This is a genomic window from Marinobacter sp., from assembly GCF_048269445.1.
GTDB lineage: Bacteria > Pseudomonadota > Gammaproteobacteria > Pseudomonadales > Oleiphilaceae > Marinobacter.
In genome coordinates this window covers 16,223-32,630 of sequence record NZ_JBLXIQ010000003.1, presented here as the reverse complement: position 1 = coordinate 32,630, position 16,408 = coordinate 16,223, and the positions used below count along the sequence as shown (strand labels likewise).

The window sequence follows — 16,408 nt, the reverse complement described above, 5'->3', positions numbered from 1 at the left end:
GCTTCACCTGACAGCCTGGTTTCTGGAGGGCTTTGATGTATCCCGAACTCGGACAGCTTGCACTGATACTCGCGCTGTTGTTGGCAGTGCTCCTTTCTACAGTACCCTTGGCGGGGTCCCTGACTGGCAGGGACAACCTTCAGGCATTTGCCAGGCCTCTGGCGGCTGGCATGTTTGTCTTTGTTGGCCTTGCCTTTGCTGTTCTGACCCACGCGTTTGTGACGGACGATTTTTCAGTGGCCTACGTTGCCAACAACAGCAACAGCATGCTGCCCTGGTACTTCAAGTTCAGTGCGGTCTGGGGCGGCCATGAGGGCTCACTGCTGCTCTGGATACTGATGCTTTCCGGCTGGACGCTGGCGGTGGCGATCTTCAGTCGCCGACTGCCTTCGGTGATGATTTCTCAGGTGCTTTCGGTCCTGGGCATGGTCGCAGTCGGATTCCTGTTATTCATCGTGGTCACGTCCAACCCGTTTGATCGCCTGCTGCCCAATGTGCCAGCAGACGGCGCGGACCTCAATCCGTTGCTTCAGGATGTCGGCCTTATCATTCATCCTCCCATGCTTTATATGGGGTATGTGGGTTTTGCCGTCGCCTTTGCCTTTGCGATTGCGGCATTGATCAACGGCCGCCTCGATGCTGCCTGGGCACGCTGGTCGCGGCCCTGGACCACCGTTGCCTGGGCCTTCTTGTCCCTGGGTATCGCTCTGGGCAGTTGGTGGGCCTACTATGAGCTTGGCTGGGGTGGCTGGTGGTTCTGGGATCCGGTCGAGAACGCATCCCTGTTGCCGTGGCTGTCCGGCACCGCGCTGATGCACTCCCTGTCAGTGACTGAAAAGCGCGGCGTGTTCAAGAGCTGGACCGTGCTGCTGGCGATTGTCACTTTCTCCCTCAGCCTTCTGGGCACCTTCCTGGTACGCTCCGGAGTGCTGACGTCCGTTCATGCCTTTGCTTCCGATCCCGAGCGGGGAACATTCCTGCTGGCGCTGTTGGCAGTCACTATCGTCGCCAGCCTTGCGCTTTATGCGGTTCGGGCACCGGTAGTTCATGTCCGTTCCCGGTACGGGTCACTGTCCCGGGAAATCTTCCTGTTGCTCAATAATGTCCTGCTGGTATCTGCAACCCTGCTGGTTGCCGTGGGTACGCTATACCCGCTGGTTCTCGATTTTCTGGACATGGGCAAGCTGTCGATTGGCGAGCCGTTCTTCAACCTCACCTTCAGCCCGTTGGCGGTGGCAACAGGTCTGTTGATGGGCGCCGGGATTTTTTCCCGCTGGAAGAAGACCGACGGTGGCTGGCTGGCGCGCAAGCTGCTGTGGCCGCTGGCGGTCAGCCTGATCGCCAGTACGGCCGTGGTGATTGGTTATGGCGGCTTCAAGCCGTGGGCCTTCCTTGGGGTGTTTACAGCCATGTGGGTGACGGTTGCCACCCTTTGGGATGTATGGGACAAGTCGTCTTCCAGGAAAGGTCGAATCCATGGGCTCAAGCGCCAGTCTCGTAGCTACTATGGCATGGTACTCGGCCATCTGGGCCTGGCAATTACCATGGCGGGAGCCACGGTGGTGTCCAATTACGGTATTGAGCGGGACGTTCGCATGGTGCCGGGTGACGTGGCGACGGTTGGTGATTATCAGTTTGTATTCAAGGACATTGGCGCACGTAATGGAGCCAATTTCACCGCACAGTATGGCAGTTTTGACGTCATGCTGGACGGTGAGCGCATTGCCGAGCTGCATCCGGAAAAGCGTCAGTACTCTGTTGGCATGAGCGTTATGACGGAAGCGGACATCGATGCCGGCCTGTTCCGGGACATTTTCGTGGCAATTGGCGAACGCATTTCCGACGACGCCTGGGCCATTCGTCTGCAATACAAGCCGCTGGTGCGCTGGCTCTGGCTGGGTGCGATGTTCATGGCCGCAGGTGGCTTCCTGGCCATTTCTGATCGCCGTTACCGGATCCGCGAGCGGGCAGAGGAGACGGTAGACACCGGTGGGCCTGTTACGGACACTGGCTCGGCGCGCTCGGCAGGAGCCGTCTCATGAAGCGGTTCCTGCTTTTCCTCCCGTTATTCGTTGCCGTCGTGATTGGCATAGTGCTGTTTGCTGGTATTGGTAAGGACCCCACCAAACTGGAGTCGGCGTTGGTGGGCAAGCCGGTCCCGGGGTTCAGCCTGCGGGATCTGCATAATCCCGATGCCATGCTTGATCCGAGCCTCTTCCGTGGTCAGGTTTCCCTGTTGAATGTATGGGGCACCTGGTGTCCGTCCTGTCGGGAAGAACACGATGACCTGATGTGGTTGGCAGAAGAAAAGGGAGTGCCAATTATCGGCCTGAATTACAAGGATAACCGTGAAGATGCCCTGGTCTGGCTTGACCGGCTGGGCGATCCCTACCAGAAAACGATTTATGATCCGAAGGGAACCCTGGGGTTTGATCTCGGTGTCTACGGCGCGCCGGAAACCTTCGTAATTGATGCCGGTGGTGTTGTTCGTTACCGACATGTTGGCGTGATCAATGAGACCGTTTGGGAGCAGACACTGTTGCCGGTCATCAACGAAGTCAGGGAGGATGGCTGATGATCCGGGTTGTATTAGTTGCCTTCGCTGTCCTTTTTTCCGGGCTTGCTGCGGCAGAAGTTGCCGACGTTTATAACTTTGAGGATAGCCGCCAGGAACAGCGGTATCAGACCTTGATCTCCGAGCTTCGGTGCCCGAAATGCCAGAACCAGAACATTGCTGATTCCAACTCCCCGATCTCGAAGGATATGCGGGAAGAGGTCTACCAAATGATGAAGCAAGGCGCCAGCAATGAAGCGATTGTCGAGGCGTTGGTCGCCCGGTTTGGTGAGTTTGTGCGTTATAAGCCGCAATTCGACAGTCGCACGTTCCTGCTTTGGGCAACGCCGGCCATCGCCGTTTTTGGTGGGCTCCTGGTTGTCGCCGGCGTGGTTATACGGTCCCGGCGGGCCGGACCCGATGCCCCAGCGCTGAGCGAGGAAGAAAAGGCCCGCGTGGATAAAATGCTGGCTGCTCACAAGCACGACAGGGCCTCCTGAATCATTTGATGCCGGCCCTGATGTTCACGCTGCTACTCCATTTAATTCTGAACCTGTGACTGGAACTCCATGACTGAAACCTTCTGGATTGCCGCAACGGTATTGATCATTCTTGCTCTGGCGTTCGTACTTTACCCGGTGTTTTTCCACCATACGGGTGCCAGAAAACAGGCGGATCGGAAAAACCAGAACCTGTTGGCTTATCGCTCCCGGATGAAAGAGCTCGATAACGAATACGAGGCCGGCATTCTGGACGAAGAGAACTACCGCCAACTGAAAGAAGAGCTGGCCGGCGCCATGTTAGACGATGTGCCGGAAAACGAGCAGTTGAAGCCTTTGATCAAGGGGCGGAGAAGCGCCATGGTGGTAGGCCTGGTGTCGATTCTTGTGATGCCGGCAGCTACGTTCTATCTGTATCAGCAGTGGGGCGCCATGGACCGGGTCGAGCAACTCATCACCATGCAGAAAATGGGCACCACGGACGCCTCCCGACAAGAACAGATGACGGAACTTTCAGGGCAGCTTCGCGAACGACTGGAAGCCAGCCCTGATAATCCGGAAGGCTGGGCCATGCTGGGCCGCACTTACATGCGCCTGGAACGCTATGACGATGCCGCCTGGGCCTTCCGTCAACTGGCGGACAGCGTCTCAGAGGATGATCGCTCCGAAGCCGTTGCCTATGGCCTGGCGGCCCAGGCGTTGTTCTTCGGCAGCGAGGGCGCCATGACAGAAGAAGTCAATGCCACCATCGAACAGGCCCGTAGTCTGGACCCCGATGAAGTGAATGCGCTTGGCTTGCTGGGCATTAACGCTTTCAGCCAGCAAAATTATCGCGAGGCCATCGAATACTGGGAACGTATTGGGGCCGTGGCTCCGGATCATCCCCAGATCGCCTCCATCCGTGAGGGAATACGTGAAGCCTATACCCGGTTGGGAGAGGAGCCGCCCAAACTGGCGGCCAAACCCGAAGCTGCCGGAGCAGGGGTTACAGTACGGGTAACGCTGGTGGAAGCGTTCCGGGATCAGGTGCCTGCGGATACTACGTTGTTCGTATTTGCACGCCAGGCTGGCGCCCAGCAAGGGCCGCCGTTGGCGGTGGCAAGGCTGACGGCGGATCAGCTGCCGGCGGAAATACGCCTGGACGACAGTTATTCCATGTCGCCCCAAGCCAGAATTTCTGGTGCGGAAGAAGTGGTGATTACTGCCCGGCTCAGCCGGTCCGGCAGTGTGAGTGCCCAGCCGGGAGACTGGCAGGGCAGCTCGGAGTCACCGGTTGCGGTGGGCGACGCCGGGAAAGAGCCAGTATCCGTTGTGATCGACCAGCAGCTGACCAACTGACCTGGTCTAGGCCAGTCCTTTCGGATAGAGCGGCGGCAGGTCAGTCCGGGTCTCGGGCTTTGCGGTCGCTTCCCTTATCTGCTGCAATGCCTTGGCCAAGGGGCGCCCATCCCAGTCGCCGGTGCCCTGACCGGGCGAGAAAAGCCGAGCCTGGAGTTTTCTGATCTCCGCGGTTAACGCCTCGCTCTGGAAGTGGCTGGCGACGTCTGCAGAAGAATGAAAGCCGTGACCGGGTGCGTGCAGATTGGCCCATTCCACCAGCAGTTCCGGCGTTGACGCAGCACCGTCCCGGGCGGCCTTGATGAGCCGTTCAAAAACGACCCGATCCTTTCTGTTTTCGTTGGTGACCGGTCGTTTTGCCGAGTTCCTACGTGACAGCCACCAGACCAGCAACGTGCCGATCCAGAGTGCTGCCAGCGCCAGGCTGAGCCATTTCCAGGGCATGGTCCGGCCTGGAGCCGGTAAATCCGGGGAGCTGGGCCCCGTGCTTATTTCAGGGGGCTTCCCACCAGTTGTCGTCGTGTTCTCCGGCGGTACTGCGCCGGTGCCGGGTGTCGGGGCTGTGACCGTCAGAGTTTTTTCCGGAAGCACGGCAACACGTTCGCGATCGGCTTGCGTGTCCCACCAGTGAATACGGATGGCCGGCAGGGTCATTTGCCCGGACTCAACGGGCACCAGAGCCACGGACTGACTCAATGACGAGGTAAGACCATCAGGGGTTGTCTCGGTGGTTCGTTCGGGCTGTTCGGGGTAACTCCTCAAACCCAGAGGTACGGCATCCGGCAGAGGTGGCAGCGTCTCCGAGGGCAGGCCGGATGCTGTCAGCCGGATTTTCCGGGTAAGGTTTTCACCAGTGTCGACTTCAAGTGTTGGTGGCAATCCGGATTCAGTCAGGTTTACGCTGCTCGCCGGCAACCAGGTTTTCCCGGTGAACTGCGAAGGGACGCTCTTGACCGGTATTTCAAACAACTCCTCGCTGTCCCTGAGGAATTTCAGGGTGCCCTGGGCGTCCCGGGCCTGCCCCTCAAATCGGATCGGCGCGAGCTTGAAGTTGCCCGGACTCTGGGGGAACAGAGCATAGCGGCGCTCCACCACACGATAGCGTACGCCGTCACGGTAGCGTGAGAATTCCTGTTGCCTGCCGAGCGGTTCGATAACGACATTGGGGTGTGTGGGTTCTGACAGTTCGCCCCGGATCAGATTGCCGCGGAAAAATAGACGTACGGTAAGAATCAACTGCTCCTGCACATATACCTCGGCCTTATCGGCAGACAGTTCAATAAAACTGTCGCGGCCGGTGTCCGCCTGGTCCGGTGGCGTGCCGTCCACTACTTCTACGGTGACAGGCCGGGAAACGGCGCCATTGAAGGTGAGGGCCGGAATGGTCAGTTCGCCGGTGGTTGTCGGGGCAAGCTGGTAGGTCCAGGTTATCTCCCCCACCATCTGGTTGTTGATGGTCTGGATGCTGTACTGCTGATTTTGCGCCAGGATCTCGAAATCCGGCTGTACCTTTTCGATATCGGGTTTGGGCAGGTTGGACATGTCGAAGTCGAACAGGTTGCCCAGGTTGATATCGATTTCCATGCTGCCTTTAACCGTTAGGGTCAGCACCTCACCCTCGTATAGCTGTGTTCTATCCGGCTCGACGGTGAGTTCTTGCGCCTGGACCGGCAGCCAGATTGCGGTCAGAAGAAAAAGACAGACAGCCGCTTTGATCAAGCGTTTTACCATGGTGTGTCGCCCTCATCGGATGGAGTCTGGCGTTGTTGATACTGTTGCAGGAACTTGCGTTGTAACAGGCCGCCGGGGTTGTCGGGAACACGCCTGAGCGATTGCTCCTGGCTTTGCGTCAGGGGTTTTTCAGAGATTGGCGCGGGAGCCTGGGCCTGGTTCGTCTGTGACTCCCGTTCTCCCGAGGCCTGTTCCTGAGCCTGTCCCTGCTGTTCATCGCTCTGCTTATCCGGTTCGCCTGATTTTTCGGGGTTCCCGGGGGAAGGCTGGCCGTTCCCGGAGTTCTGCTGCTGCTCGTTGCCAGCGTCACCGGGCTCTTTATTGTTTCCGGGCTGGTTCTGACTATCCTGCGGTTTGTTGCCTTCACTGCCCTGGGAGTCTGACGAGTCTTGCTGTTTGTTGCTCTGGTCGCTGTCCTGCTTTTTCTGCTTCAGCAATTCTTCGACAATCTTCCTGTTGTGACGGGCATCTGCCATGTCCGGATTTTCGGCCAGGGCACTGTCATAGGCCGCGAGTGCTTCTTCGAGTTTGCCAGCTCTGGCCAGCGCATTGCCGCGGTTGTAATTGGCGCGAGGTCCTTTGGCTAGGTCAAAGACCCGGGCCGCGGCATCGAACTGACCAGACCTATACAGTGCGGAGCCTTTCCACTCGGGATCATCCAGCCGGGCGGCTGCCTGCTTCGGATCGTTCTGGATCAGTTCGGTGGCCCTCTGATCCTGACGCTGCCATAGGTCGGCCCAGGTCATGGCCGCTGCCGGCTGAGGAAGCACTGGCAACAACACCAGAGCCAGGGCAGTGAATGCGCCCCGGCGCCACCCCAGTAAAATCAGGGGGACTGCCAGCCAGAGCAGCCAGTAACCGTCATCCTGCCAACGGCTAACCGTCAGCCCTGCTTTTGTTTCCTGCCAGTCATCGGAATCCCTCGGACTGAGTTCGAGGGATTCAATATCTGAGTCGTTGAGGGTCAGTTCATGGCTCAGTCCCCCGGTGCTCCGGGCAAGCTCCGAAAGGGCTTCCGGGGTGGCTCGACTGATCACAATGTCACCATCTTCACGAATGAATCCGCGGCGGGCGAGAGGGATGGGCCCGCCTTCTTTGGTCCCCACCACCAGGGTGTTGAGCGGATACCCGGCGCCGGACAGGGTGTCCCGTATTTCAGGCCAATAACGTTCACTGATCTCATCGGTGATTACCAGAATCCGGCCATTACCCGGCGCACCCTGTTTCAATAGATTGGCTGCCCTGGCGACGGCAAGATCAGCGCGATTGCCGGTGGCTGGCATAATGACCGGATCAAGCACGTCCAGCATGCCCTCGATGGTTCTGGCATCATCGGTCAGCGGTGTGACCACATGAGCGTCACCGGCATACACGAGCAGCCCGGTCAGGCTGCCCTGCCGTACTGCGAGAATATCCCGGATTTTTCGTTTGGCCCGGGTCAGGCGGTCTGGCTCTACGTCGGTTGCCAACATGGAAAGTGAAAGATCGAGTGCAATCACAAGGCTGTCTCCCGGCTGATTCAGCGGGGTAGGCGCCTCCCGCCAGGCCGGTCCGGAAAGGGCAATGGCGAGGACAACAAGGGCAATGGCAGCTGGCAACATAGGGGATTTCGGGGGCCGGCCTGATGTGCCCTCGTGACGTATGACAGGCGATAGCAAGCGAGGCGGAATGAGCCGGGACCAGCCACTGTCCCCCAGACGTAACCGGCGGAATGCCAGATACATCAATGGCAGCAGGAGAACCAATGCCAACCAAAGCGGGCGCAGGAAGTGAAAATCAGTCAACATGCGGTTCCCCCTCCCTTTGCTGGCGACGCTCGGCCATCAACTGACCCATCTGCCGGTAAAGAAACAGCATGGCCCATAATGCTGCCGCGAGGCCGGCGGGCCAGGCGTAAAGTTCGGTGACAGGGCGGTAGTATTTGCCCTCCAGTTCGATAGGCTCCAGCTGATCAATGCTTTCGTAGATTAGCTCAAGCTCTGGCAGGCTGCGGGCGCGGAAATACTCGCCGCCGGTCTGTTGCGCCATTCGGGTCAACAGGCTTTCGTCCAGATCCCGGGACGGGTTGACGCGGCGCGACCCCAACAGGCCGCGTTGCACCATGGACTCCGCGCCGATGCCGATGGTGTAAATCCGGATGCCGGCGGAAGCGGCAATCTCCGTAGCCTTGTCCGGTGTTATTTCGCCGGCGGTGTTGGCACCATCAGTGAGCAACACCATCACACGCTGATCTTCGGGTCTGTCCCGGAGCCGCTTGGTGGCAAGGCCAATGGCGTCACCGATGGCGGTGGCCCGGCCTGCCATACCGAGGCCAGCTTCCTGCATCAGGGTTCGGACGGTTTCGAGGTCAAAGGTCAGGGGCGCCTGCACGTAGGGTTCGGTGCCGAACAGGATCAACCCCAACCGGTCACCCCGGCGGTGTGAAATGAAATCATCAAGGACCCGCTTTACCGCTTGCAGTCGGTTAATGCTCCGGTTCTGAAGCACCATGTCCTGCTCGTCCATACTGGGAGAGATATCCACCACAAGCATCAGGTCACGTCCAGAAACTGGCATCTGCGTCTGCTCACCAACGTGCTGTGGCCTCGCAAGGGCGGTGACCAGCAATACCCACATCAGGAACAGCAGCAGTTTGTGCCACAGTGGCACAGCATTGCCCCGGCGGCTGACGCCGGGCAGGTCTGAGAGCCAGTGGCCAACTGGCAGGATTGGGGCATCCACCTGCTGCCCCTGCGGTTTGCGCCACTGAAGAAGCAGGGGAATGACTGCCAGAGTCAGCACCCAGGGCCAGGCAAGGCTCAGCATTTCTGGCCTCCCAGCCATAGCCTGGCAAATGCCAGTGCCTGATCAGGCTCAGTTGACACCGAAGGCCGCCACGCGCTTTCTACCAGAGCCTCTGCCACCGGTCTTGAGGCAACCCTGTGTGTGGGCGCTGTGGCCAATAAGAATTCCACCCAGGCTTCGCCGGTCAGGGCTTCGGGGTGTGATTCCGGGTATCGCTCCCGGGCCGCCTGTTTCAGGAGCGTATTCAGCAGCAAAAACCACCGGGCATTCGGTGCCGCCGAACTCTCCAGCAGGGCCAGTTCCGACCATGCCGCCCGGAACCAGCGGTTCCTCTGTCTGCGCTTGAGAATCTGCCAGATCAGTGCAGCGCTAACAGCCATGGCCAGAATGGCCAGCATCCACCACCCAGGGGCCGGCGGCCAGAAACCTCCGGGATCGGGCAGGTGAATGTCTCTGAGCTGGCTGAAGGGGTCCTGCGGATTCACCCGATTCGCCCTCCTGGTCCGAGCAGTGATTTCAGGGTCACCGCCGGATCCTCGCCCGTCGAAACAGTCGCAGCAATAACACCCGAGGTTCGGAAACAGTCTTCGAGCTGCTGTTCATGGTGGGCCACTTTCTCATGCCAGGCCCTCTGGAAGCGTGGGTTGGCGGCATCAAACCAGACTGGGCCATCCGGGCCCGCCACCGCGAACCGCCCGGTTTTAGGCAATTCCTTTTCCAGGGGATCGACGACTCTGAGTGCACTGACCGCATTGTGGCGGGCGAGGGCGCCCAAAAGTTTCCCGGTCTCTGGTGAGATCTCCAAAAAATCGCTGATCACGAAAATCCTGCTGCCGGTATGGGCGACCCGGCGCGCCTCGGTCAGGGCTGTATCCAGCTTGGCCTGCCCCGTACTTTCATTCTGCGCCAGGTCGCGACTCGTCCTGTGTTGCTGCTCTGCCAGAGTGTCCAGCAGCCGTAGTACCGATTTCTTGCGCCGGGCCGGGCGCTGGACATTCAGTGTTTCACCATTGAAGACAATGCCGCCGACCTGGTCGCCTGACCAAAGGGCCAGCCAGGCGAGAATGGCAGCCAGCTGGGCGCAACGCACCTGTTTGAAAGCGCCGGTGCTGGCGAAAAACAGGCTAGGACCGAGGTCGCACAGGAGGAGTACCGGCCGTTCCCTTTCCTCCTCGTAGAGCTTGGTGTGAGGAGCTTGTCGTCTTGCGGTTACCCGCCAGTCGATACTGCGGATGTCATCCCCAGGCTGGTATAGCCGGACCTCGGCAAAGGCCATTCCCCGGCCTCGCTGGGGCGATCGCTGAAGGCCGGCCTGCCGGGACCGAACCGGACGCGCCGAGGGCAGTTTCAATGCCCGTGCGTCTGCCTGTAGGCGGATGAGATCCGATAGGCCGATGTGAGTTACTGCGTCGGTGTTCGGCATTCCTGACGGCTCCCGTGAATTGCTTCCGTCGTCGCTTTCAGGCACTCACCGGAACACGTTCGATCAGCCGCTCGATCACGGTGTCTGCGGTCATGCCTTCGGCCTCGGCCTCGAAAGTCAGCAGGATGCGGTGCCGGAACACATCAAAGGCCATGGCCCGGACGTCGTCAGGCGTGACATAGTCGCGGCCATCAAGCCATGCGAGCGCGCGCGCGCAGCGATCCAGGGCAATGGTGCCCCGGGGACTGGCGCCGAAGGCAGTCCAGCGCGCAAGTTCCGGGTCAAGGGTGCCCGGGTCCCGGGTCGCCAGCACCAGTGCAAGAAGGTACTGCTCGACCGCCTCTGCCATGTAGATGTCGGCCACCTCGGCCCGGGCGGCAAAAACCTGTTTGGCCGTGAGGCGAAGGTCTGTCTTGGGCATGCCCTGCCGATAATCGTTCCGAGCAAGCTGAAGAATGGCTTTCTCAGCTTCCGCCGACGGGTAATGGATCATCACATGCATCAGGAACCGGTCCAGCTGAGCTTCGGGCAGGGGGTAGGTGCCTTCCTGCTCAATCGGATTCTGGGTGGCCATTACCATGAACGGCTGTTCCAGAGCGAAGGTGCGCATGCCCACGCTGACCTGTCGTTCCCCCATGGCTTCCAGTAGTGCCGATTGTACCTTGGCAGGTGCGCGGTTGATTTCGTCGGCCAGCACCAGATTGTGGAAAATGGGACCACGCTGAAACTCGAACTGGCCGGTTTCCGGCCGGTAGATCTCGCTGCCGGTGACGTCTGATGGCAGCAGGTCCGGGGTAAATTGGATCCGGTGGAAATCTCCGTCCAGGTGGTCTGCAAGGGCCTTGATGGCGGTGGTTTTGGCCAGACCCGGAGCCCCTTCCACAAGCAGGTGACCGTCTGCGAGCAGGGCGATCAGCAGGCGGTCTACCAGCTTTTCCTGGCCGATTATCCGTTTGGCTAACTGTACCCGTAACTCACCGAACGTATGCTGTAACGACATTGGAAGTGACTGCTCCCTCTCTTTGAGGATTTTCCGGAGAAACCCGTATCGTGCGTAAGTAGTTGCCGCAGTTTTGGCGTCTGGGCGGCAAAAATCAAGGGTTTGACTATGCTTATGTAACGATTCCGTGATTACGTTTATTTCACACTAACTGAGGTCGACCATGAATGCGCTGACAGTGGCCAGCAAGGATCAGTTCTTTGAGCAATTGGCTGAGGCCTTTGCAAAGAAGATTACCAAAACCGAAGCCAAAAGAATCAGCGAATTTGCCAAGCAACATTATGCACACATTCCTTTGGAAGAGCTGGTCAGCCGACGTTTCGCTGACACCTACGGTGCCGTACTGGCGGCCTGGCAATTCCTGCAGAAGCGCTCCTCCGAAGAAACCTCGGTTGCGGTTTTTAACCCTGACCTTGAAAGCGACGGCTGGCAGTCGACCCATACAGTCATTTTTGTTCTGCACCCCAATATTCCGTTTCTGATTGATTCCCTGCGCATTGCCATTAATCAGCGCGAAATCGGAACTCACTCGATTCAGCATTCAATTCTTCAGGTCGAGCGGGACAAGGACGGCAAGCTGAAGAAACTGCATACCACCAAAAAAAGTGCCTCCGGATCCGCCTTTGAGGCTTTTATCGTTCTGGAAATTGACCGACACAGTAACCCGGAGGATCTCCGGGATCTGGCAGACACTCTGCAGAACGTGCTCCATGAAGTCCGGATTGCCGTATCCGATTTCCCCGTGGTGAGCGCGAAGGTGACCGAGATCATCGGGGAGCTGGACAGTACTACCGCCGGGATCAACGAAGAGCAGAAGGAGGAAGCCCGGGCGTTTCTTGAGTGGCTGGCACGTGATCATTTCACTTTCCTTGGTTACGACGAATACGATTTTGCCAAAGACAAGAGTGGGATGGTGGTCCGACGGGTCGAGAATTCCGAGCTGGGCATCCTCAGAGTGAACAATGAGCGGCCAGACAGGGTGCGCCTAAACGAAATGCCCCAGCGTACCCGGCATGAGATGACCCGGACCGACGATATCTTTATCTTCGCCAAGTCGGCCCAGCGCTCGCGGGTGCACCGCCCGGCGTATCCGGACTATATCGCGGTCAAGAAGTTCAATAGCAAGGGTGAGGTTGTTGGCGAGCGCCGCTTCCTGGGGTTGTATACCGCCCGGGTCTATAACGAGCGGCCGGATGAAATTCCGCTGCTGCGCCGTAAATTCCAGAGTGTGATGAAGCGCTCCGGTTTCCTCCGTGATGATTACGCCGGCAAGGAACTGGAGCAGATCCTGACCCTGTACCCTCGGGACGAGTTGTTTCAGATCGAGTCGGACGAGCTACTCAAGGTGGCCAAAAGCATCCTGTACATTCAGGAACGCCGCCGTATTGAACTGTTCATGCGGGAGGATGTTTATGGCGAGTTTGTGACTTGCCTGGCGTTTTTCCCGAGGGATATCTATAACACCGAACTCCGCCTGAAAGTCGAGCAGGTGCTGGTTGAACGGCTCGATGCCGAAGACGTTGAGTTCGTTACCCATTTCTCGGAATCTGTGCTGGCCCGGGTCCAGTTCACTATCCGGGTGCCCCAGGTTGAAAATCGTCAGCTGCCAACTGCGGAAATCCGTGAAAAAGTCATTGAACTGGCGCAGTCCTGGCGTGACGGCCTCTCCGAGGCATTGAGCGAAGCTTATGGTGAAGAGCAGGGCAATGAGCTGTATCGGCTCTGGGCCGCTGGCTTTCCGGCCAGCTATACCGACATGTTCTCGGCCAGGCGCGCAGCGATCGATCTAGAGCATATTTCGGCGTCGGCCACTAAAGGCGCTCTGGCCATGAGCTTTTATCGGGCGCTGGAAGAAGATGAGAGCACGCTGCACTTCAAGTTATTCTATCCGGACGAACCGCTGCCGCTTTCAGACGTGATGCCGATTTTTGATAACCTTGGCTTCCGCGTCATTGGCGAGCATCCGTTCGAGGTGACTGACCGCCATAACAAGACAGTCTGGATTCATGACTTCACCCTTCAGGCTCACACCGGCAATGTGGTGGACATTCATCGTATCCGGCCGATTTTCGAGGAATTGTTCCGGCGAGTCTGGTACGGGCAGGCTGAAAACGATGCCTTCAACCGGATGCTTCTGTCCTCCTATATGAGCTGGAGGGAGATTGCGCTTCTGCGGACTTACGCCCGTTATATGCGCCAGATCCGTTTTTCCAACAGTCAGACCTTCATCTCCAACACGTTGGTGAACCATGTTGAGCTGACGCGGCTGCTGCTCGAGTTTTTCGAAGTTCGTTTCAACCCGGAGCGGTACCAGAGCCCGGGTAAATGCCAGGCGGCCCAGCAAAAGCTGGAGATTGAGTTCAATGCCGGACTGGAGGAGGTGGAGAATCTCAGTGAAGACCGTGTTCTCCGGCTTTACCTGGAGCTGATCCAGGCCACCCTGCGCACCAACTATTACCAGCAGGATGAAACGGGCGGCCCGAAACCCTATATCAGTGTCAAGTTCGACCCAGCCAGGATTCCGGATGTACCTCTGCCGCTGCCAATGTTTGAAATTTTCGTCTATTCGCCACGAGTTGAGGGTGTGCATCTTCGGGGCGGCAAGGTCGCCCGTGGCGGCCTGCGTTGGTCTGACCGGTTTGAGGACTACCGTACCGAGATTCTGGGCCTTGTGAAGGCCCAGCAGGTCAAGAACGCAGTGATCGTTCCGGTGGGCGCCAAAGGCGGCTTTGTTGCCAAACGCCTGCCGGATCCCTCCGATCGGGAAGCCTTCCAGGCGGAGGGTGTCGAAGCCTACAAAACCTTTATCCGTGGTTTGCTCGATATTACCGACAATCTGGTGGATGCCGGCATTCAGCCTCCGGAGCGGGTGATCCGTCACGATGAAGACGATCATTATCTGGTGGTGGCTGCGGACAAGGGCACGGCAACCTTCTCTGACATAGCCAATGGCCTGGCCTCGGAATACGGCTTCTGGATGGGCGATGCCTTCGCCTCCGGCGGCAGCAATGGCTACGATCACAAGAAAATGGGCATTACCGCCCGGGGTGCCTGGGTCTCGGTGGAACGTCATTTCCGGGAGATGGGTATCAACCCGGCGTTGGATGAGTTCACCGCCATTGGCATCGGCGACATGGGCGGCGACGTGTTCGGCAATGGTCTGTTGTCTTCGGAGAAGACCAAGCTGGTTGCGGCCTTTAACCATATTCATATCTTTATCGACCCGACCCCGGATCCGGAGCGCAGCTATATAGAGCGTAAACGATTGTTCGCGCTGCCCCGATCCGCATGGACCGACTACGACAGCAAGCTTATCTCAAAGGGCGGTGGCATCTTCAGCCGGAATGCCAAGTCAATTCCGGTCAGCCCGGAAATGAAAAAGCTGTTGGGAATCAAGTCTGACCGGGTTCCGCCAAACATGCTGATATCCCATATTCTCAGGGCGCACGTGGACTTGCTCTGGGTAGGCGGTATCGGTACCTACGTGAAGGCAACAAGCGAATCCCAAAGCGACGTTGGCGATAAAGCTAATGATGGCCTTCGGATTAATGGGTCGGAGCTGCGCTGCAAGGTTGTCGGCGAGGGAGGTAATCTCGGGCTGACCCAGCTTGGGCGTATTGAGTATGCTCTCAAGGGCGGGCGCCTGAATACTGACTTCATTGACAACTCCGGTGGCGTTGACTGTTCAGACCATGAGGTCAACATGAAAATCCTGCTCAACCGGGCAATGGCCATGGGTGATCTCACTTTCAAGCAGCGCAATATCATGCTTGAGGAAATGACCGACGATGTGGCTCAGCTTGTCTTGAAGAACAACTACCGCCAGACCCAGGCCATCAGTATTGCCAACGAGGATGCGGCAACGCGCCTGGAGGAATACCGGCGGCTGATGAACACCTTTGAGAGTGAGGGTAAGCTGAACCGCGCTCTGGAATTTCTGCCGGATGACGAAACCCTGTCTGAGCGCAAGCTGGACAAGAAAGGGTTGACCCGGCCTGAGTTGTCGGTGTTGATCTCCTATGTGAAAGGCGATCTCAAGCAAACTCTAATCAACAGCACGTTGCCGGACGACCCGATGCTGGCCGGTGAAATGTACAAGGTGTTCCCACGGGATCTGACCCAGAAATTCTCGAAAGAGCTGGGAGAGCACCAGCTGCGTCGTGAAATCATTGCCACCCAGATTGCCAATGACATGGTTAACCACATGGGTATTACCTTTGTGGAGCGGCTCAACCAGTCCACCGGTGCTGATGCGGCGTCGATAGCAATGGCCTGGATCATTGCCCGGGATGTTTTCCGCATTGATAACTGGTGGGACAGAATTGAGGCTCTGGATTTTCATATCCAGGCCCAGCTTCAGATGCAGTTGATGCAGGACCTGATGCGGCTGATGCGCCGTTCCGTGCGCTGGCTGTTGCGCAACCGTCGCGCTGAACTGAGTATCCAGAATCATATGGAGCGTTTTGCCGACAGCGTATGGGCCATTACCGCAGGCCTGCCGGAATATCTCGGAGAACAGGCCCGGATCAACTGGGAAAAGCGGCATCAGGCACTGGTGGAACTCGGGTTGCCGACAGAGCTGGCTTCCGTGGTTTCCGGTACCGGACATCTATACTCCTCTCTCGGTATTATTGAGGCTCAGGAAGCGTCAGGAATGCCATTGAAAACCGTCGCCAATCTCTACTACGAATTGGGTGACCGTCTTGATCTCAACTGGTTCGCCAACGCCATTGCCGCTCTGACGCCGGCCTCTCACTGGCAGGCCCTTGCCAGGGAAAGTTTTCGCGAGGATCTGGACTGGCAGCAGCGGGCTTTGACCACGGGTGTACTGAAGCTGGCAGAAAAGCCGGCCGACGTGCCCGCCTGTGTCGAGGGCTGGATGGAGCGATATCAGCAGATGATTGATCGCTGGAAAACCATGTTGTCCGAGCTCAAGGGCGTGAGAGAGCCAGAGTATGCGATGTTCTCGGTGGCCTTGCGGGAGCTTCTGGACCTGGCCCAGACCACCATGCACCAGCCTCATGGCGAGGTTGAGGCTGAGGCTCAGACAAACTGAGTATTGCTTTGAGACCACGATT

11 protein-coding genes are annotated in these 16,408 nt (G+C 58.2%); 5 read left to right on the top strand and 6 right to left on the bottom strand.

Going from position 1 to position 16,408, the window contains the following annotated elements; all coding sequences use genetic code 11:
- The first annotated feature begins 35 nt into the window (after positions 1–35).
- From ACN0XM_RS06420 to ccmI, 4 genes are all read left to right on the top strand, one after another.
- The gene (locus ACN0XM_RS06420; protein WP_417566100.1) at positions 36–2,042 is read left to right on the top strand and encodes a heme lyase CcmF/NrfE family subunit; all 2,007 of its coding nucleotides are present in this window, start codon (positions 36–38) and stop codon (positions 2,040–2,042) included.
- The gene (locus ACN0XM_RS06415; protein ID WP_417566099.1) at positions 2,039–2,575 is read left to right on the top strand and encodes a DsbE family thiol:disulfide interchange protein; all 537 of its coding nucleotides are present in this window, start codon (positions 2,039–2,041) and stop codon (positions 2,573–2,575) included. The genes ACN0XM_RS06420 and ACN0XM_RS06415 overlap by 4 nt, the downstream gene beginning before the upstream one ends.
- Complete coding sequence (locus ACN0XM_RS06410; protein ID WP_417566098.1) at positions 2,575–3,054, top strand: cytochrome c-type biogenesis protein; 480 nt, start codon at positions 2,575–2,577, stop codon at positions 3,052–3,054. Before ACN0XM_RS06415 ends, ACN0XM_RS06410 begins: the two co-directional genes overlap by 1 nt.
- 69 nt (positions 3,055–3,123) lie before the next feature.
- Complete coding sequence (gene ccmI / locus ACN0XM_RS06405) at positions 3,124–4,392, top strand: c-type cytochrome biogenesis protein CcmI (RefSeq protein ID WP_417566097.1); 1,269 nt, start codon at positions 3,124–3,126, stop codon at positions 4,390–4,392.
- Positions 4,393–4,398: 6 nt separating this feature from the next.
- Here ccmI and ACN0XM_RS06400 read toward each other — a convergent pair whose 3' ends face one another.
- Genes ACN0XM_RS06400 through ACN0XM_RS06375 form a run of 6 tightly spaced genes read right to left on the bottom strand, consistent with a single transcriptional unit; the run spans position 4,399 to position 11,330 of the window.
- The gene (locus ACN0XM_RS06400) at positions 4,399–6,123 is read right to left on the bottom strand and encodes a BatD family protein (RefSeq protein WP_417566096.1); all 1,725 of its coding nucleotides are present in this window, start codon (positions 6,121–6,123) and stop codon (positions 4,399–4,401) included.
- Entirely contained in the window at positions 6,117–7,910 is a 1,794-nt protein-coding gene (locus tag ACN0XM_RS06395; RefSeq protein WP_417566095.1) for a VWA domain-containing protein, read from the bottom strand. Before ACN0XM_RS06395 ends, ACN0XM_RS06400 begins: the two co-directional genes overlap by 7 nt.
- Positions 7,900–8,928, bottom strand: coding sequence for a vWA domain-containing protein (locus tag ACN0XM_RS06390; RefSeq protein ID WP_417566094.1), 1,029 nt, complete (start codon positions 8,926–8,928; stop codon positions 7,900–7,902). Before ACN0XM_RS06390 ends, ACN0XM_RS06395 begins: the two co-directional genes overlap by 11 nt.
- Positions 8,922–9,392: a DUF4381 domain-containing protein gene (locus tag ACN0XM_RS06385; protein WP_417566093.1), complete on the bottom strand. Its 471-nt coding sequence runs from the start codon at positions 9,390–9,392 to the stop codon at positions 8,922–8,924. The genes ACN0XM_RS06390 and ACN0XM_RS06385 overlap by 7 nt, the downstream gene beginning before the upstream one ends.
- A complete protein-coding gene (locus ACN0XM_RS06380; RefSeq protein WP_417566092.1) occupies positions 9,389–10,330 on the bottom strand; it encodes a DUF58 domain-containing protein in 942 nt (313 codons plus the stop codon). Before ACN0XM_RS06380 ends, ACN0XM_RS06385 begins: the two co-directional genes overlap by 4 nt.
- A 37-nt stretch (positions 10,331–10,367) precedes the next feature.
- A complete protein-coding gene (locus ACN0XM_RS06375) occupies positions 10,368–11,330 on the bottom strand; it encodes an AAA family ATPase (protein ID WP_417566091.1) in 963 nt (320 codons plus the stop codon).
- 163 nt (positions 11,331–11,493) lie between these two features.
- On the opposite strand from ACN0XM_RS06375, the gene ACN0XM_RS06370 reads away from it, so the two are divergent.
- The gene (locus ACN0XM_RS06370; RefSeq protein WP_417566090.1) at positions 11,494–16,386 is read left to right on the top strand and encodes an NAD-glutamate dehydrogenase; all 4,893 of its coding nucleotides are present in this window, start codon (positions 11,494–11,496) and stop codon (positions 16,384–16,386) included.
- Positions 16,387–16,408 lie beyond the last annotated feature (22 nt).